The sequence below is a fragment of the Streptomyces sp. NPDC058650 genome (assembly GCF_042717315.1).
Taxonomy (GTDB): domain Bacteria; phylum Actinomycetota; class Actinomycetes; order Streptomycetales; family Streptomycetaceae; genus Streptomyces.
The window spans coordinates 609,886-627,717 of the sequence record NZ_JBHXRL010000001.1 but is presented as its reverse complement, the minus strand read 5'-3'; the positions used below and the strand labels follow the sequence as shown (position 1 = coordinate 627,717).

At 72.1% G+C, this 17,832-nt stretch carries 13 protein-coding genes, 2 tRNA genes and 1 pseudogene; 3 read left to right on the top strand and 13 right to left on the bottom strand.

Translation table 11 applies throughout. From position 1 onward, the window contains the following. Positions 1–50: 50 nt before the first annotated feature. The 11 genes from ACFWWU_RS03045 to ACFWWU_RS02995 all read right to left on the bottom strand — a co-directional run bounded on the left by ACFWWU_RS03045 (position 51) and on the right by ACFWWU_RS02995 (position 11,058). Complete coding sequence (locus ACFWWU_RS03045; protein ID WP_384138145.1) at positions 51–2,219, bottom strand: ArnT family glycosyltransferase; 2,169 nt, start codon at positions 2,217–2,219, stop codon at positions 51–53. Continuing rightward, entirely contained in the window at positions 2,216–3,508 is a 1,293-nt protein-coding gene (locus ACFWWU_RS03040; RefSeq protein ID WP_384138143.1) for a glycosyltransferase, read from the bottom strand. Before ACFWWU_RS03040 ends, ACFWWU_RS03045 begins: the two co-directional genes overlap by 4 nt. Before the next feature lie 26 nt (positions 3,509–3,534). Then, positions 3,535–5,091 (bottom strand): sensor histidine kinase, encoded by a 1,557-nt coding sequence (locus ACFWWU_RS03035; RefSeq protein ID WP_384138141.1) that lies wholly within the window; start codon positions 5,089–5,091, stop codon positions 3,535–3,537. Between the two features lie 5 nt (positions 5,092–5,096). After that, complete coding sequence (locus tag ACFWWU_RS03030) at positions 5,097–5,840, bottom strand: response regulator transcription factor (RefSeq protein ID WP_384138139.1); 744 nt, start codon at positions 5,838–5,840, stop codon at positions 5,097–5,099. Positions 5,841–5,918: 78 nt separating this feature from the next. Next, on the bottom strand, positions 5,919–6,809 hold the full coding sequence (locus ACFWWU_RS03025) for an amidohydrolase family protein (RefSeq protein WP_384138138.1): 891 nt from the start codon (positions 6,807–6,809) through the stop codon (positions 5,919–5,921). After that, positions 6,796–7,131, bottom strand: a complete 336-nt coding sequence (locus ACFWWU_RS03020; protein ID WP_384138136.1) for an antibiotic biosynthesis monooxygenase family protein — start codon at positions 7,129–7,131, stop codon at positions 6,796–6,798. The genes ACFWWU_RS03025 and ACFWWU_RS03020 overlap by 14 nt, the downstream gene beginning before the upstream one ends. Positions 7,132–7,205: 74 nt before the next feature. Continuing rightward, positions 7,206–8,075: a DUF2797 domain-containing protein gene (locus tag ACFWWU_RS03015; RefSeq protein WP_384138134.1), complete on the bottom strand. Its 870-nt coding sequence runs from the start codon at positions 8,073–8,075 to the stop codon at positions 7,206–7,208. Positions 8,076–8,171: 96 nt separating this feature from the next. Further along, positions 8,172–9,008, bottom strand: a complete 837-nt coding sequence (locus ACFWWU_RS03010; RefSeq protein WP_384138132.1) for a Bro-N domain-containing protein — start codon at positions 9,006–9,008, stop codon at positions 8,172–8,174. A gap of 140 nt (positions 9,009–9,148) precedes the next feature. Then, entirely contained in the window at positions 9,149–9,514 is a 366-nt protein-coding gene (locus tag ACFWWU_RS03005) for a PH domain-containing protein (RefSeq protein ID WP_384138130.1), read from the bottom strand. A 450-nt stretch (positions 9,515–9,964) separates the two neighbouring features. Then, complete coding sequence (locus ACFWWU_RS03000) at positions 9,965–10,456, bottom strand: hypothetical protein (RefSeq protein WP_384138128.1); 492 nt, start codon at positions 10,454–10,456, stop codon at positions 9,965–9,967. Then, positions 10,453–11,058 carry a hypothetical protein gene (locus tag ACFWWU_RS02995; protein ID WP_384138126.1) on the bottom strand — a complete coding sequence of 202 codons (606 nt, stop codon included), beginning with the start codon at positions 11,056–11,058 and terminating at the stop codon, positions 10,453–10,455. Before ACFWWU_RS02995 ends, ACFWWU_RS03000 begins: the two co-directional genes overlap by 4 nt. A 252-nt stretch (positions 11,059–11,310) precedes the next feature. Here ACFWWU_RS02995 and xerC point away from each other — a divergent pair. Beyond that, a pseudogene (gene xerC / locus ACFWWU_RS02990) lies at positions 11,311–12,470 on the top strand (tyrosine recombinase XerC); the annotation flags it as partial. A gap of 78 nt (positions 12,471–12,548) precedes the next feature. On the opposite strand, the gene ACFWWU_RS02985 reads toward xerC, so the two are convergent. Both ACFWWU_RS02985 and ACFWWU_RS02980 read right to left on the bottom strand, forming a co-directional pair. Then, a tRNA-Arg gene (locus ACFWWU_RS02985) sits at positions 12,549–12,621 on the bottom strand. 291 nt (positions 12,622–12,912) lie between these two features. Beyond that, positions 12,913–13,003, bottom strand: a tRNA-Ser gene (locus tag ACFWWU_RS02980). A 315-nt stretch (positions 13,004–13,318) separates the two neighbouring features. Between ACFWWU_RS02980 and ACFWWU_RS02975 the strand changes: the two genes are divergently transcribed. Next, the gene (locus ACFWWU_RS02975) at positions 13,319–13,744 is read left to right on the top strand and encodes an SSI family serine proteinase inhibitor (RefSeq protein WP_384138124.1); all 426 of its coding nucleotides are present in this window, start codon (positions 13,319–13,321) and stop codon (positions 13,742–13,744) included. A gap of 117 nt (positions 13,745–13,861) precedes the next feature. Further along, positions 13,862–17,710 carry a PAS domain-containing protein gene (locus ACFWWU_RS02970; protein WP_384138122.1) on the top strand — a complete coding sequence of 1,283 codons (3,849 nt, stop codon included), beginning with the start codon at positions 13,862–13,864 and terminating at the stop codon, positions 17,708–17,710. Positions 17,711–17,832 lie beyond the last annotated feature (122 nt).

Below are 17,832 nucleotides of genomic sequence, written 5' to 3'. Positions count from 1 at the left end.
GGGACTGGGTCTCGTACACCGTACAAGGACTCTCGTACGCTGTATAGCGATTACTTCGTCGCAGTCAGGTCGTAGAAGGTGGCACCGCCGATCGTGACCTTCTCGAAGGTCTCCGCGACCCAGGTGGAGATCTCCGAGTTTCCGGCGGGACCGCCGCCGCCCATGCGGCCGGTGGTGCCTTCGCCCGTGCCGCCTTCGCTGCCACCGGCTTCGCTGCCGCCGGCTTCGCTGCCGCCGATGAAGTAGTGGATCTTCCCCTCGGCGACGTACTGCTGGAACTGGGCGAGCGTCGGGGACGGGTCGCTGCCGTTGAAGCCGCCGATCGCCATCACGGGCTTCTCGGTGGCGAGCTGGTAGCTGGCCGCGTTCTGGGCGCCGACCGTGGCCGCGACCCAGGTGTACGCGTCGGCGTCCGCGAGGAGCGCGGCCTTCGCCTCCGTACCGACGCTGGCGCCGTTGAGGAGACCGCCCATGCCGCCGCCACCGCCCATGCCACCGCCGCCGGGGCCGCCTTCACCACGGGTCGCGCCCTGGGGCATGCCTTGCGGCGTTCCCTGGGGCGGGGTGCCGCCGCCGGTGCCGCCGGGCATCTGGCCCTGGCCGCCGCCCTGGCCGTCGGGCATCTGGCCCTGGCCCTGGCCCTGGCCGCCCTGTGGCATCGCACCCATCTCGAACATCCGGCCGCCAGGGCCGCCCGGGCCCCGGCCGCCCATGGCGCCGCCCGACGGGCCCGCCGTGACGATCGAGCCCTGGTGTCCGGAGCCCAGTGTCTCCAGGGTGTACGCGAACGGGCCCGCGAGCCCCGCCGCCAGGCCGAGGCCCGCCACCGCGAGCCCGAACCGGCGGTCGATCCGCCCGGCGAACAGCAGCCCGAGCGCGGCCACCGCGCCCGCCGCCAGGACCGCCCAGCGCAGCCACGGCAGCCAGTCCGGCGTACGGCCGAGGAGCGTCCAGGCCCACACCGCCGTCGCCGCGACCGTCACCGCGAGGGCCGCCGAGGCGAGCCACCGCGTGCGCTCCTCCCAGAGCACCGCCGCACCCATGCCGACGAGCGCCGCGACGTACGGGGCCAGGGCCACCGTGTAGTACTCGTGGAAGATGCCGGCCATGAAGCTGAAGACGGCGAGCGTGATCAGCAGCGAGCCGCCCCACACCAGGAACGCCGAGCGCGCCGTGTCCGTCCGGGGCGCCCGCCAGGTGACGACGAGCCCCGCGACGAGCAGGACCAGCGCCGCCGGGAGCAGCCAGGAGATCTGACCGCCGACCGCGTCATTGAACATCCGGCCGATCCCGGTCTCGCCCCAGCCGCCGCGCTGGCCACCGCCGCGGCCGCCGCCGCCGACGCTGCCGGTCTCGTTGCCGTTGATCCGGCCGAGGCCGTTGTAGCCGAAGGTCAGCTCAAGGAAGCTGTTGTTCTGCGAGCCTCCGACGTACGGGCGGGAGGCCGCGGGCCACAGCTCGACCAGGGCCACCCACCAGCCCGCCGACACGACCATCGCGAGTCCGGCGAGGGCCAGACGGCCGATGCGGCGGCCGATCGCGCCCGGCGCGCACACTCCGTAGACGAGCGCGAGCGGCGGCAGGATCAGGAAGGCCTGGAGGGTCTTCGCGAGGAACGCGAACCCGAAGGCCACCCCAGCCCAGACCAACCACTTCGCCGCGCCCTTCTCCTGCTCCAGGGCGCGCAGCAGGCAGTACACCGCGACCGTCATGAGCAGCGCGAGCAGCGCGTCCGGGTTGTTGAAGCGGAACATCAGCGCGGCGACGGGCGTCAGCGCGAGCACCGCGCCCGCGATCAGCCCCGCGCCCGCGCTGAACCGGCGCCGGACGGCCGCGTACAGCACGGCGACCGTGGCCACGCCCATCAGCACCTCGGGCACCAGGATCTGCCAGGAGCCGAGGCCGAAGAGGCGGACGGAGAGCGCCATCGGCCAGAGGGCGGCCGGGGGCTTGTCGACGGTGATGGCGTTGGCCGCGTCGAGGGAGCCGAAGAAGAAGGCCTTCCAGCTCTCGCCGCCCGCCTGGACGGCCGCCGAGTAGAAGGAGTTGGCGTAGCCGGAGGCGCTCAGGTTCCAGAGGTAGAGCGCGGTGGTCACGGCGAGCAGGCCGAGGAAGGCGGGCCGGACCCAGGAGGCGTCCTCGGCGCGCCCGCGCCAGAGCCGGGCGAGAGGGCCGCCACGGGACGGCGCGGCGTGGGCCGCGGTGGACATGGTGGTCATCGGGCGTTCCTTGAGGAGGTCTGCGGGGTGGTCCGCTCGGGGAAGACCCAGAGCCGGAAGAGGAGGAAGCGCAGGACGGTCGCGGCGAGATTGGCGACGATCAGGACGGCGAGCTCCGTGGAGTGCGCCGGATCGCCGGTCGCCGCGCCCAGTGCGGCGAGTGAACCGCTCGTCAGGGCCAGGCCGATGGCGAAGACCACGAGCCCCTGCGCCTGGTGGCGGACGGCCCGGTCCCGGCCCCGGACGCCGAAGGTGAGGCGCCGGTTGGCCGCCGTGTTGGCGACGGCCGAGACGAGCAGGGCGCCGGCGTTGGCGAGCTGCGGGCCGACGCCGAGCCGGAAGGCCGAGTACAGCGCGACGTAGAAGAGCGTGGACAGCGCGCCGACCACGCAGAAGCCGACGAGCTGGCGCGCGAGACCGCCCGGCACTCCGCTGAGGTCACGGTCCCTGGGGTCGTCCCCGAAGGGCCGGGCCAGCCGGTCGAGGGGCAGCGAGCCGGTCGCCAGGGCCCGCCCGACCCGCCACACGCCCCTGAGGTCGTCGGTGGCCGTCTTCACGATGTGCACGGTCGAGTCGGGGTCGTCGACCCAGTCGACCGGCACCTCGTGGATACGGAGCCCGGCCCGCTCGGCAAGGACCAGCATCTCGGTGTCGAAGAACCAGCCGGTGTCCTCGACCATCGGGAGGAGCCGCTCGGCGACGTCCCGCCGTATCGCCTTGAACCCGCACTGGGCGTCGGAGAAGCGGGCGGCGAGCGAGCCGCGCAGGATGAGGTTGTACGCCCGGGAGATGAACTCCCGCTTCGGCCCGCGCACCACCCGCGAGGAGCGGGCCAGCCGGGAGCCGATCGCCAGGTCCGAGTGGCCCGAGATGAGCGGCGCGACCAGCGGGAGCAGCGCGTTCAGGTCGGTCGACAGGTCGACGTCCATGTAGGCGAGGACGGGCGCGTCCGAGGCGGACCAGACCGTCCGCAGCGCCCGGCCGCGCCCCTTCTGTTCAAGCCGTACGGAGCGGACCTCGGGCACCTCGTCGGCGAGGGCCGCGGCGACGGCCGGCGTCGTGTCGGTGGAGGCGTTGTCGGCGACGGTGATGCGGAAGCCGTACGGGAAGGTCCGGAGGAGGTGTTCGTGGAGCCGGCGGACGCACGGCTCCAGGTCCTTCTCCTCGTTGTAGACGGGAATCACCACGTCCAGGACGGGCCTTCCGGCGACGCTCACCGGCAGGTGCTCCCGGGCGGGTAGGGCGCCGGGAGTCCCGGACGCGGGGCCCGCGATCGTTGGGGTTCGCATGCCGACGACACTCGCGGGGGCCGCTGTCACGGCTGTGTGACGAGCCTGTGCCCTCGCTGTGAGTCCCGCTGTGCGTCCTTCTCAGCAGGCAGCCGGACGGTGAAGACGGTCCGGCCGGGGGCGCTCACGACGCTCACGTCGCCGCCGTGGGCGAGGGTGACCGCGCGCACGATGGCGAGGCCGAGGCCGGTGGAGCCGGCGTGCCGGGAGCGGGAGGCGTCGCCGCGCGCGAACCGCTCGAAGACGGAGGGCAGGAGCCCGGGCGGGATGCCGGGCCCGTCGTCCTCGATGTCCACGAGCGCGCTCGGCCCGTCCGACCGGACGCGGGCGGTGACCTGCGTGCCGGGCGGGGTGTGGGTCCGGGCGTTGGCGAGGAGGTTGACGAGCACCTGCTGGAGGCGGGCGCCGTCGGCCCGTACGGTCACGGCCTCGCCGTCCGCGGGCAGTTCGAGGCGCCAGTGGTGCTCGGGCCCTGCGGCACGGGCGTCGCTCACGGCGTCCACCACGAGGGGGACGGCATCGGTGCTCTCGTACGAGAGCGGGCGTCCGGCGTCGAGCCGCGCGAGCAGCAGGAGGTCCTCCACGAGCCCCGTCATCCGGGTCGCCTCGGACTCGATCCGGCCCAGCGCGTGCCGGGTGTCGGGCCCGCACTCCTCCCGGCCGCGCCGGGTCAGCTCCGCGTACCCCCGGATCGAGGCGAGCGGGGTCCGCAGCTCGTGGCTGGCGTCCGCGACGAACTGCCGGACCCGGGTCTCGCTCTGCTGACGGGCGTCGAGGGCCGAGTGGACGTGGTCGAGCATCCGGTTGATGGCCGCGCCGACCTGGCCGACCTCGGTCCGCGCATCGGCCTCCGTCTCCGGGACCCGCTGATGGAGCGCCACCTCGCCGCTGTGCAGCGGGAGCTGGGCGACCTGGCCGGCGGTGGTGGCGACCCGCCGCAGCGGGCGCAGCGCCACCCGGACCAGCACGGTCCCGGCGATGGAGGCCGCGACGAGCCCGGCGCCGGTGACGCTCAGCTCGACGAGGACAAGGGTGGAGAGGGCGTCCTCGACCTCGGTGAGCGGGATGCCGGTGAGGAACGAGCCACGTTCCCCGGAGGCGTACTCGACCCGGTAGGACCCGAGGCCGCCGGGCAGTTCGACGGTGTGCGGCTCGCTGTCGCGGGGGACGGCGGCGAGCGCGGCCCGCTGGGCCGCGTCGAGCGCCGTGGTCCGGACGTTCCGCCCGAACTCCCCGGCGTCCTCGGACGCGGCCTCCGCCGAGTACCCGGCCGTGGTCATCTCGCCGTCCACCAGGTCGGCGCCGAGGGTGCCGATCGGGGCGCCGGGCCCTTGGACGAAGGCGAGCCGGTCCTTCACCAGGCCCGGGTCGGGCATGCCGGGGAGGGAACCCCTGGCGACCGGCGGGCCCGAAGCCCGCATCGAGACGCTGTTCAGCTGCTCGTCGGCCTGGTCGTACAGGTACGAGCGGAAGGCGATGGTCGTCACCGTCCCGATCACGGCCGCGACGACCGCGATCAGCGCGACCGCCGAGACGACCAGCCGGGTGCGCAGCGACCACGGCCGCCGACGTCGTACGGGCACGGGCGCTACTCCCCCGGCTTGATGAGGTACCCGGCCCCGCGACGGGTGTGGATCATCGGCGCACGGCCCGCGTCGATCTTCCGGCGGAGGTAGGAGATGTAGAGCTCGACGACGTTGGCCTGGCCGCCGAAGTCGTACGACCAGACGCGGTCGAGGATCTGCGCCTTGCTGAGCACCCGGCGCGGATTGCGCATGAGGTAGCGCAGCAGCTCGAACTCGGTGGCGGTGAGGTGGATCGAGTCCCCGCCCCGGGTGACCTCGTGGCTGTCCTCGTCGAGGGTGAGGTCCCCGACGGCGAGCAGCGATTCACTGCGCGCCTGTGCGGCGCCGGACCGGCGGATGAGGCCGCGCAGCCGGGCGACCACCTCCTCCAGGCTGAAGGGCTTGGTGACGTAGTCGTCGCCGCCGGCGGTGAGCCCGGCGATCCGGTCCTCGACGGCGTCCTTCGCCGTCAGGAAGAGGACCGGAACGTCCGGGAGCTCGCGCCGGATCGAGCCGAGCAGGCTGAGCCCGTCGGCGTCGGGGAGCATCACGTCGAGGATCACGGCGTCGGGCCGGAACTCGCGTACGGAACGCAGGGCGGCGGCGCCGTCGCCGGCGCTTCGCACCTGCCAGCCCTCGTAGCGGAGGGCCATGGAGAGGAGCTCGGCGAGCGAGGCCTCGTCGTCGACGACGAGGACGCGGACGGCGGTGCCGTCGGCACGGAGCATGTCGGCGCGGGTGCCGGGGCGGCGTGTGGTGACGGTCATGGGCACACGCTCTCCACCGCCGCTGAGAGCCCTCTTTCCCTTGCCTGTGAATTCCCTGAGAAAGGACCTCGGGCGGCCTCAGGGGTGTTTCACGTGAAACAACGCGGCGCCGTTCTCGTACAGGACGCGCCGCATCCAGTCGTCCCCGAGCCCGAGGCGTTCGAGGGCGTGGAGCTGGTGGACGTACGGGTAGGGGATGTTCGGGAAGTCGGAGCCGAGGAGGATGCGGTCACCGAGGTCGGCGAGCCGCCCGAGCTCCGCCGTCGGGAAGGGCGCGAGCCGCTCGCTGAAGTCGGTGAAGGCCATGGTGGTGTCGAGGCAGACGCCCTCGTACCGCTCGGCCATGGCGAGGAACTCGCCGTACTCGGGCATCCCCATGTGCGCGACGATCACGCGCAGCCGGGGGTGGCGGGCGAGCAGCCGCCCCATGGGCTCCGGGCCGGTGAAATTCCCCGGAGTGGGACCGGAGCCGCAGTGGACGACGGCGGGCGTACCGCTCTCGGCGAGGGTTCCCCACACGGTGTCGAGCAGCGGGTCCGTCGGGTCGAACCCGCCGACCTGGAGGTGGACCTTGAAGACGCGGGCGCCGGCGTCGAGAGCCTCGTGGACGTACGCGTCGGCGCCCGGCTCGGGAAAGAAGGTCGCGGTGTGCAGACAGTCGGGGGTGCGGGCGGCGAAGTCGGCGGCCCAGGCGTTCAGCCAGGCGGCCATGCCGGGCTTGTGCGGGTAGAGCATCGCGGTGAAGGCGACGGCCCCGAACCCGCGCAGGATCGCGAGCCGGCGGTCCTCCTCCTCGCGGTAGGTGATGGGCCACTCCAGGCCCGTCAGGGGGCCGGCGGAGTCGAAGTAGGCCCAGACCTTATCGAGGACGTTCTGCGGCATGAAGTGCGTGTGCACATCGACGAGCCCGGGAATCCCGAGCCGCGCGACTATTGCCCGGATGTCGTCGCTCTCGCTACTCCCGCTCAAAGCTGTAACTCCGTTCGACTTTGCCGATGTGGACGCTGTAGCTCTCGTACCAGTGCTCCCGCCCGTACGCCTTGGCGGCCTGGTGCTCGGTGTCGAGGCGCCAGGCGTCGAGGGAGTCGAGGTCGCGGAAGTAGGCGACGGTGATGCCGATGCCGCCGGGGGTGCGGGCGTACTCGTAGCCGAGGAACCCGGGGATGTCCTTGACGATCTCCTGCATGCGGGAGGAGGTCTCGGCGTAGCCCTCGGGCGCGTCGGGACGAACGGACGTGAACAGGGCGGTGTAGTAGGGCGGTTCCAGGCCAGCCACCAGCTTCTGGGTCATGTGATCACCCTCGTCGGGACCGGGCCGGGCTGTCCACGGTCGCAGGCCAAAGGGATCCAAGACTTTACGAAGCGTCAGAAGAGCTCGCCCTGAGCACTCTCGGGCTCCGCGACGACCAAGGAAGCCACCGGCACCGAGAATGCCTCTCGTTCCCCAGCCGCCCGGAGGGCCCATCCCCCCATGAGCCGGGTGTCGAGGACGACGCAACGCCCGCCGGGATCGAGCAGGTGCAGATCCGGACCGGCGGCGGCGAGCAGCCGCCCGGTGACGACACCACCGTCGACGAGCTCGGTGACCGTCCCGCCGAGCGGCGGCAGCCCGTCGAGGTGGAAGGCCCCGGCATGGTCGCGGGCGACGAAGTCCAGCGGCTCCAGGGTCTCCGTCCACCCACCGACCGCCCGCGCGCGCTGGTGCAGCTCCTGGACCTCCCGGGCACGGTCCTCGACGGGGGGCAGGGCGTGCCGTACGGCCCGCTTCCGCTCGTACGCGATCCGGTCGGGGACGCCGAGCGCCTGCCGCAGCACTTCCTCGGTCCGGCGCGCGGCCATGAGTGGCCCCCGCCCGAGCCAGCTGAAGGCGACCGCCCCCTGCTCCAGGAGCCGGGCCTCGCCACGGGCCTCGGCGGTGATCCCGACCTTGGTCATCCCGGGCCCGAACCAGGCGAGATAGACGCGGTACGGCTGCGGATCGTCCAGCAGGGTGTCCGCCGCGACCGAGTGCGCCCGGTCGAGCCGCGCACACTCGGCGCACCGCCCGCCGGTGGCCCGCCCGGACACGACGGCCTCCAGGGGGCAGGGATTGTCCCGGGCCCCGGGACACCGACGCACCCCGACGGCCCGAAAGGCAAGCACTTGCCCATGGCCGAGGGCGCTGACCCTCCCACCCCGCCACCGCAACCCGGGCACCCCACCACTCCACCCGAGCCCCCGACACCACCACTCCACCGGCCCACGCCTCCCTACCCTGCTGTGGCATCCAGTCTCCGCCACATCCGGTCCCCACCCCCGGGCCGGGGACGGGGACGGGGAAGAGAATGCGGCTCAGGGCAGGACGTAGATCCGGGCACCGTCGGGGTCCGGAACACCCACTTCACGCATGCAGCCGCGCTCCAGAAGGATCCGGACGCAGTCGTGGACGCGCTCGCCGGACAGACCGGTCCGGAGGGTGACGTCCTGGGGCCGATAGCGGACCCCGCCCCGCACGAGCGCGGGCGCGAGACAGCAGGCGACGGTCCGGGTGTCGCCGGTGATGGCCCAGGACTCGACGAGCTGGTGCGGGGTGAGCGCGACGACGGCGGCGCCGGTGCGCTGCCGGGGCACCGCGAGACGCGCAAGGGAGTCGGCGGCCCTTGCGAGGTTCTCGCGTGTCTCGCGGAGCAGCTCCGCGCGGTCGGTGTACTCGTCGTACGCGGCGTGCACGGCGGCCTGCTCGTCGAACTCGCCCTCCAGCCGTACGAGCGCGTCGACGAGGTCCGGCGGCAGGAGGAACCCTGCGCGGACCGGCGAGGGTTCGAGCCCGTAGCCGCCGTCCCGCTGGACCGCCGTCACGACCTCCGCGACCCACGCCCGGAACGGCCCGGCCTCCGGTCTCCGGCACGCGCCCACGAGCTGGACGAGCCCCGGAACGTTCACCATCCGCGCCGAGGACCTGACGCCGCTGAGGGCGAGTATCGCGGCACTCCCGGCGAGCTCCCCCGCCCCCGCCAGGCACCCTTCGGGCAGCACCACCGTCCGCAGCGCCTCCCGCGTCCCCGCGTACCCGAGCCGCTTCGCCACGTCCACGACCGGGAACCAGTGCGTCCCGTCCGGCGCGGTCAGCCGCCGAAGACGCGCCCCGGTGGCGACGTACACCATGTCATCGATGTCGATCGCATCCATCGATCATCACCTCCGCCTCGCAAGCTAGGCCGAGGGCATATTCAACTGACATGCAAATCAGACAGGTTCACCCAAAAGGGGAAGACCCCCGAGATTCCCGAGGGCCTTCCTCCTCACTTCGCCGACTTCGCGGGCATCGCCTACTTCGCGACGAACTGCGTAAGGATCGCCTGCACCTCGTAGATGTCGACGCCCTTGGTGAAGGTCTTCTGGACGGGCATGGCGTTGCCCGAGATCCAGATCTTCAGCTCGGCGTCGAGGTCGAAGGTGCCGGCGGTCTCGACGGCGAAGTGCGTGATGCTCCGGTACGGGATCGAGTGGTACTCGACCTTCTTGCCGGTGATGCCCTGCTTGTCGACGAGCACCAGGCGCCGGTCGGTGAAGAAGATCGTGTCGCGGATCAGCAGGTACGCGGCGTGCACCTGCTCCCCCTGCCCGAGCAGCCGCGCGAAGTCCTGCTGCGCCTGCGCCGGATCGATCGCGTGCGCGTTCCCGAAGAGCGCCATGTCCCAACCCCCACTGATGAAGAGAAAGAACGATCATCAGACCTAGCCCCACCCCAACGCAAGAGGCCCCGGACTCTCGTCCGGGGCCTCTCACTCATGTGCACTCGGCAGGATTCGAACCTGCAACCTTCTGATCCGTTGTACAGCGGCCGGGCCGGAAGCCGGCTCCGCCAGCTTCTTCATTGACCGCGAGTAGCCGCACCTTCTGGCACGTCTGTGGCACGCCGGGCGGTCACCAGGTAGCCCGCAAAGCAATCGTCCGGCCGAGCCTTCGCCCACTCCTCCGCCTTCTTGAAGCGGAAAATCCAGAGCCGCTGAAGAACAGGCATTCAGTCATGGGTCTCGATATCGCAAGGGAAACATGAAGGAAGCGTCGAGCTGTGATTTTAACGGCGGATGGGTCCCGTCCATCGTTTCTGCGGGTGGACAGGACCCATCGAAGTGTCGCTGTCAGGAAGGAATGGAGATGATCTGCCAAGCGACCATCCCTGTGGCTCCAGCCGCCGCGCTGATGTCGATCGACAACTGTGCTGGGGCATTCTCGACGCGCTGCCCTGCCGGCACTCCGTCACACGGCACGGACTGGGGCGGCTTGTCCGCAATGACGACCTTCACGGTCCCTGTGCCGACGCAAGCCACGGAGAGCTTGTAGGCCTTGCCCTTCCTGAGCGGGGAGAGACTGTGCACGCCGTCCCGAACCCGCTCCAGCCCGGATTCCACGAATTCCGGCTCATCCGGCGAGACAACCTCCAGTGCGGCCTTGGCGCGCTTGCCCTGGTCTTCCTCGCTTTCCCCTTGGGGCGACGGCGTCACAGTGGGCTTCCCCGTCGCCGATGCCGACGGGGAACCCGAGGGTGTTGCACCGTCGGTGCAGCCGGCCGCCAGGAGGGTGACGAGAGCGAGGGTCGCCCCCGCGGTTAGTGGCTTGCGCAGTGTCGTCACGAGCTCGTCTCCCAGTAGCGCCACCCGACCTCCGAGGAGGGCAGCTTCGCGGTTCCGCTCTTGATGAGCTTCTTGCCGCATCGATCCGCGCTGGTCTCGTACTTGGCCCACTTTACGGAGTATCCCCAGGAGCCGTACTGAAGATGACCGTACTTGTTGTTGGTCACGTTCCTGCGGTACTCGTGTCCCAGAGTGATCCCAACCTCAGCGCCAATTGTGACCGACACCGAGGTCTTGGCCTTGGCGATGACGGCGCCGACTTCTGCCTCCGCGGCCCCGGTGACCTCCGCCTTGAGCGTCCCCGATTTCTCGACCTTGACCACCATGATGCCTCCGGGCCCGTCCTTGAAGGACGTCCCTGCCCACTTGGTCGGCATGTGGACGGGGGTCTTTGAGGTGATCTCGATCCAGTTGCGACGGGGGTTGTCACACGCCTGCGAGCCGGTCTCCCCATTGGTCGATGTCTCCGGCAACTGCGCCAACGTGCCGTCCGCGGGCGCGGCCTCCTCCACCGCCTCTACCGGAGTTGATATGGGCTCAGGCTCCTCGTTTGCAGCGTTGGCCGGATACGCCAAGCTGTTAAGCAGAGCCAGAGCGAACACCGGGAGGACAGTCCCTCGTGCTGTAAAACGCATGGTTCCCCCACGTTAAGGCTGATCGTGAGACCACCTGTTAGGTCAGTGAGGTGGCCGCGTGGAAGGAACGTAACCGTGTTCACGGGGGATGAGGGAGAAAAGAGCGTTCTTCTGAGCAAGAATTGAGGAAGATGATTTTCGGCCGCCTGCGACCTCAACTGGCCATCCACAAAGTTCCGTTGGTGCGCTGTCGCAGCACGTCAGCGATGTGGAGGTACGGTCACCAAGCCGGACGGCAAGCGGGCCCGGAAGTACGCCTACGGCAAGACCCGGGAGGAAGTCCACGACAAGTGGCTCAAGCTCCACACCGAGGCGAAGAAGGGGCCCGTCGCCACCCGGCACCGCACCCTCTCCGCGTTCCTCGCCTACTGGCTCGACTCGATCGTGAAGCCCAACCTCGCCCCGCTCTCCTACGTCTCGTACGAGGGGTACGTCCGGATTTACATCGCCCCGCGCCTCGGTACGAAGCGGCTCGACAAGCTGACTGTGCGGGACGTCCGGGAGTGGCTGACCAAGCTCGCGACCATCTGCCAGTGCTGCGCGCAGGGGAAGGACGCCAAGCGGGAGTCGGGCCGACGGAAGTGCTGTGCTGCCGGGGAGTGCTGCGAGGCGTACCCGTCTCGCCGAGTCGTCCAGGGTGCCCGGGATGCCCTGCGCGCCGCGCTCACGCACGCCGTGACCGAGGAGGAGATCGGGAAGAACGTCGCCTCCCTCGTGAAGGTCCCCAAGCCGCGCCGGCGCCGGATCAAGCCGTGGTCGGTCGCTGAGGCAGGTCAGTTCCTCGCGGACGGGGTCGCTCGGGACGATCATCTCTTCGCGGCCTGGATGCTCGTGCTGTGCCTCGGGCTCCGCCGGGGTGAGGTGAGGTGCTCGGGCTGACGTGGAAGTCCGTCGACTTCGATGCCGGTGAGCTGTACGTGGATCACCAGATCCAGCGGGCCGGACGGCGGGTCCTCCACCGCGAGAGCAAGACGGAGGAGTCGGACGACTTCCTGCCGCTGCCGGCCGTCTGCCTGAAGGCGCTCCGGATGCGCCGTGCTCAGCAGATCGGGGACCGGAAAGCCGCCGGGGAACTGTGGCAGGACGCCCACGGGCTCGTCTTCACCACGAAGTACGGCACCCCGATCGAGCCGGGGAACCTGACTCGAATGTTCGCCTTGCGGGCCCGCCGCGCCGGTGTGCGCGTGATCCCGCTTCGGAACACCCGGCACACGTGCAGCTCGCTCCTGGTCGCGCTCAAGGTCCACCCGAAGGTGGCACAGCGGATCCTGCGGCACTCTCAGATCGCGATGACGATGGAGGTGTACGCCGAGGCGAGCGAGGAACAGGTGCGCGCCGCGATCGGCAAGCTGGCCGACGCCATGGGCGGTGACGGCTGACGCGGTTGCTGTACTTCGCTGCTGTACGGACCTAACGCTGAGAGGCCCCCGGATCTCTCCGGGGGCCTCTCACCTGTGTGCACTCGGCAGGATTCGAACCTGCAACCTTCTGATCCGTAGTCAGATGCTCTATCCGTTAAGCTACGAGTGCTTGTTTTGTTTTCTGTCTTCGCTCCCCGGTCTTTCGACCCGCTCGCGGCGACAGGAAGAACATTACATGACTGCCGCCGTCATGTGAAATCCATTCACCCCACCCCTTGTGACCTGCGAAAACGCTGCTCGGGGGAGGTTCGGGGAGTCGGTGGCCGGGGGTCGGCTGCGGGGGTACTCGGGGCGGAAACGCGCCGAAAGAGACCGGGGTCACACGGCCGGGGAAAGCCCGAAGCCCCGGCCCCGGGAACGGCCGAAGCCCCGGCCGTGGGGCCGGGGCTTCGGTAAGGGGCGGAGGCGGAGGGATTTGAACCCTCGATGGGCTTTAAGACCCAAACCGCATTAGCAGTGCGGCGCCATAGACCGGACTAGGCGACGCCTCCATGCACCCCGCGCATACGCGAGTGGTGCGTGCAGATGATGACACAGGCGAACCGGCTGTCACCAATCGATTCTCACCGTACTAGGCCTCCGGGGTCCAGGGCAAAGCCCCGCGAGCCCTGCCGCGCCCCGTGCCGCCCACCCGGCGCACCCCGCTTGCGCAACGCCCCGGCGCCCGGAGCGTTAGAGGGGTGGGGCACCACGGGACACCACGGGCACCGTGGACCGCACCCGCACCCCCGTACCCGTACTCGCACCCCGCCCCCCGTACCCGCATCCGCATCCGTCGCCGTATCCCGCCGCTCCTGGAGATCCGTATGTTGCGCCGCCTCCTCCTCGCGACCCTCGCCACCGCCGCCGCCGGGACCGCCGGACTCGGCCCCCTGCCGCCGCTGCCTCTGCTCTCCCCGCCCGACACGCTGACCGTGACGGTCGCCGAGAGCGGCCGTCCCGGCGCCGACGGCACGTTCGAGCTGACCTGCGACGACCCGGCGGGCGGGACGCACCCGGACGCCGAGGACGCCTGCGCGCGACTGGAGGAGCACGCGAAGGCGGGCACGAACCCGTTCAAGGCCGTTCCGCAGGACGCGTTCTGCACCCAGGTGTACGGCGGGGACGCCGTCGCGCACGTCACCGGCACCTGGCAGGGCCGCGAGATCGACGCCCGTTTCTCCCGCGTCAACGGCTGCGAGATCGACCGCTGGACCGACCTCCAGCCGGTCCTTCCGGCCCTCGGACAATGAACGGCGGGCGGCGGCTCCCTTAGACTCCCTCCGTGACAGGCTGCGGCCCGAGGGGCAAGATGGGGCCCGCCTGCCGACAGGCAAGCACGTGCAGTGGGTCAGGGAGGAACCGTCGTCGTGAGCAGCAGGCCATCCCGAGGCGCTGCTCGCCTCGCAGCCATACTCGACGCCCTCCCTGACGGCCTCGTGCTCGTCAACTGCAATGGCACGGTCGTCAACGCCAACACGATCGCCCTCGGCATGTTCGAGACGCCCGGCACCGCGCTCGTCGGCCGTGGCCTGCTCGATCTGCTGCCCGGCTTCGACTCGCGCCTCATCCCCGGCTCCATGCGCCGCCCCGAGGGCACCGACGAGCGCGGCCGCACCAAGCCGACCCGGATGATCGCGCGCCGCACGGACGGCGGCGAGTTCCCCGTCGAGGTGACCAGCGCCAGCCTGGAGGACGGCCGCGAGGCCTACGACTCGTACAGCGGATACACCGGCGACGAACTGCTCATGCTCGTCGTCCGGGACCTCACCGGCACCCTCGACACCGAGGCCGAACTCGCCCGCTCGCAGCGCCAGACCGAGATGATCCTGCGCGCCGCGTCCGAGGGCGTCGTCGGCACGGACACCGACGGCCGGGTCGTCCTCGTCAACCCCGCCGCCGCGCAGATCCTCGGCTACCGCGCCGGTGAACTCGGCGGCCAGGAGCTGCACCCGCTGATCCTCGCCACGCGTGCCGACGGCGAGCCCTTCCCGTACGAGGAGTCGGCGCTCGCCGACACCCTCAAGTCCGGGCGGAAGCACCGGGTCCGCGGTCAGGTGCTGTGGGCGAAGAAGGGCCACCGGGTGCCGGTCGACCTGACGACCGCCCCGGTACGGGACGGGGACCAGCTCGTCGGCGCGGTGATGACCTTCACCGATCGCAGGCCGTACGAGCAGCTCGAGGAGCAGCACGCCGCCGAACTCGCCGACCGCGCCGAACGGCACGCGGTGGAGCGGGAGACGCAGCAGGAGCGGTACGCCTCGCTGGCCGCCCGGCACGAGCAGCTGACCGCCGTCCTCGCCGAGTCGCTGCGCGGTCCCCTGGAGGAGCTGCGCAGCCGGCTGGGCGCGCTCGCCGCCGACGATGCCGGGCAGCTGTGGCCCGAGGCCAACCAGGTGCTGCACCACCTGACCGCCGGCTACGCCCGGATGACCGCGCTCGTGGACAACGTCCTGGGCTACCAGCGCCTGGACGCGGGCGTGGAGGAGCTCGACCGGCGGGTCGCGCTCCTCGACGGGGTCGTGACGGCCGGCATCGACGGGGCCGTCGAGCTGATCGGGCCCGGCCGCGCGCAGTTCGCCGTACACGCGCCGCCGATCGAGGCCGAGGTGGACGCGGACCGGCTCGCGACCGCGCTCGCGCACCTCGTCGCGGACGTCGCCGGCGTCGACGCGACCGGCAAGAACCGGGCGGCCACGCAGGGCGCCGGGCCGACCGACTCCACGATCGTCGTCGCGGCAGCCCAGCGCGGAGACGTCGTACGCATCGAGGTCCGCGGCCCGTACGCGGGCGGCGACCCGGTCCACGGGCCGGTCGTGCGCGGGATCGTGGCGGCGCACGGCGGTGTCGTGCAGACCCACGAGGTGCCCGGGACGAGCGGCGGCGCGTACGTCCTGGAGGTCCCGCTCGGGGCCGGGCGGGGCACGGTCCCCGCGCCTGCGCCCGCGGCCGTGGCCGGCCCCGTCCCCTCTGCTTCTCCCGCGCCTGAGTCGCCGGGCTCCGGCGTACGGGACGTCCCGGCCCTTCCCGCACAGGCCACGGGCGCGGAGGGCGAGACCTCCGGCGGCGGACGTCGCCGGGGCCGGCGCGCCTCCACGGACGCCTTCCTGGAGAGCCCGGTCGCCCCTGCGGGCGCCGAGTCGGGCGGTCGCCGTCGTGCCCGTACGGGAGAGTCGTCCGGCCCCGCCGAGCTGATCCCCGCCCAGCAGAACGCCGCCGCCGACAGCTCCGCCGTGGCCGCGCTCCCGGCTCCCGTGCCCGCCTCCCTTCCGTCGGCCGGGCCCGCCGTCGAGCCCACCGGGCGCCGCCGCGGCCGTCCCGCCGAGGGGTCCGTGGTGACCGCCGCCGAGGGCGCGCAGGGGCGGGCCGCGCTGGGCGCCGCCGTGCCTCCGCAGGGTGTCGCCGTCGCCGAGCACGTGAACGCGCACGCGGTCGCGGCCGCACCCGGTCCTGCCCTGGCCCTGCCCGCCGTCGCCTCCGGTGGTGACGTACCGGCCGGCCAGCCGAGCGGGCGCCGCCGGCGGGCGCTGGCCGCCGCGCAGGAGCGGGCCGCAGCGGCCGAGGCCGGCCCCCGGACGCCGTTCGCGCTCCCGCCGGCCGACGTGGACCGCCCTGAGACCACATCCGCCTCCCTGCCGTCGGCCGGGCTCGCGCCCGCGCCGGTTCCGGTTCAGGGCGCCGGCGCGCTGCCCGTCTCCGACGAGGGGCAGCACGAGGCCGTACGCGGTGTCCCGGGCTCCGACCACACGCCCCCGCAGCCCCATCCGCACCTCGCGCAGCAGCCGCAGCCGCTGCCCGAGCCGAGCGGTCGCCGCCGGGCCATGGCACCGCCGGCGCCCGTGCCGCCGTCGGCGACCCCGCTGCCCGCGCCGCAGAGCGGTACCGGCTCCGGGACGGGCACCGGCTCCGTACCGCTGCCGCCCGAGCTGCCCATGCCGGTGACGACGCCGACGACGGTGCCGAAGGACTCGACCCAGGGGCGGGCGTTCAGCGTGCGCACCCTCGGGCAGGGCGTTCCCTTCGTCCCGCCGACGGCCGCCTCCGCCACCCCGGCTGCTCCCGCCGCTCCGGCCGTCGCGACCCCTGCGGCTGCCCCTGTGACCCCAGCTGGCCCTGTGACCCCAGCTGCCCCTGTGACGCCAGTGGCCCCTCCGGCTGCCCCCGTGGCCCCCGTAGCCCCTGCCGTCCCGGCGGCCCCCGCGGCCTCCAACGGCTCCGGGCGGCGGCGCAAGCTCGCCACCCCGCCGGAGATCGACCCGCCGGCGCCCGCGGCGCTCCCCGTACCGGCCGCCGCCGCCGAGAACGCGGCCAAGCCGCACCCGCAGTCCTCCCCCGAGGCCGCGCGCGGGCTCGCCCCGGCCTCTTCCGAGGGCCGCGCCTACGCCATAGGGGCGCCCGCCGAGGGCTCCGCCGAAGGTCCCGAGCCGCTCGACGGCCCCGGTGGCGCGGTCGAGGTCGCCAACCGTCCCGCGCCGCGGCCCGTCGACGACGAGCTGCCCCCCGAGCCGCTCGACAACCCGCGCCGGCTGCTCGTCTGGCCCGCGCCCGACGTCTCCACCCAGCAGGCGCTCAGCGACCGCGGCTACCGCCCGGTGATCGTGCACTCCCGCGAGGAGGTCGACGCCCAGATCGCCGCCTTCCCGGCCGCGCTCTTCGTCGACCCGCTGACCGGGCCCATCACCCGTACCGCGCTCCAGTCGCTGCGCCAGGCCGCCGTCGCCGCCGAGGTGCCGGTGCTGCTCGCGGCAGGGCTCGGGCAGGCGACCCGGGAGGCCGCGTACGGTGCCGATCCGGCCGTACTCCTCAAGGCGCTCGCGCCCCGCGACAGCGAGCAGCACCCGTCCCGGGTCCTGCTGATCGAGGAGCACGACGACATCGCGGAGGCGCTCGCCGCCACCCTGGAGCGGCGCGGGATGCAGGTCGCCCGGGCGGCCACGGACACCGAAGCGGTCACGCTGGCCACGCAGACCCGGCCGAACCTCGTCGTGATGGACCTGATGCAGGTGCGCCGCCGACGGGCCGGCATCATCGACTGGCTTCGCGCGAACGGGCAGTTGAACCGCACGCCGCTCGTCGTCTACACGTCGGCCGACCTCGACGAGGACGAGCTGCCGAAGCTGTCCTCCGGCGAGACGGTCCTCTTCCTCGCCGAGCGGTCGAACAGCACCGAGGTCCAGGCCCGGATCGTCGACCTGCTCGCGAAGATCGGCACCAACTAGGCGCGAGGCACCCGGCATGAGGCACGCGGCATGAGCGCGGGGGCGGGAAGGGCTTCAGCCCCTCCCGCCCCCGTCGCCGTCACCAGAGCTGGGTCCGATCAGAAGTGGGTCACATCAGAACC

Bases quoted from the DNA above. Each gene is read 5' to 3' on its own strand.
- ACFWWU_RS03005 (WP_384138130.1), bottom strand. From the start codon at position 9,514: ATGGCGCTCTTCGGGAACGCGCACGCGATCGATCCGGCGCAGGCGCAG.
- ACFWWU_RS03020 (WP_384138136.1), bottom strand. From the start codon at position 7,131: ATGACCCAGAAGCTGGTGGCTGGCCTGGAACCGCCCTACTACACCGCC.
- ACFWWU_RS03045 (WP_384138145.1), bottom strand. From the start codon at position 2,219: ATGACCACCATGTCCACCGCGGCCCACGCCGCGCCGTCCCGTGGCGGC.
- ACFWWU_RS03040 (WP_384138143.1), bottom strand. From the start codon at position 3,508: ATGCGAACCCCAACGATCGCGGGCCCCGCGTCCGGGACTCCCGGCGCC.
- ACFWWU_RS03030 (WP_384138139.1), bottom strand. From the start codon at position 5,840: ATGACCGTCACCACACGCCGCCCCGGCACCCGCGCCGACATGCTCCGT.
- ACFWWU_RS03010 (WP_384138132.1), bottom strand. From the start codon at position 9,008: ATGGATGCGATCGACATCGATGACATGGTGTACGTCGCCACCGGGGCG.
- ACFWWU_RS02975 (WP_384138124.1), top strand. From the start codon at position 13,319: ATGTTGCGCCGCCTCCTCCTCGCGACCCTCGCCACCGCCGCCGCCGGG.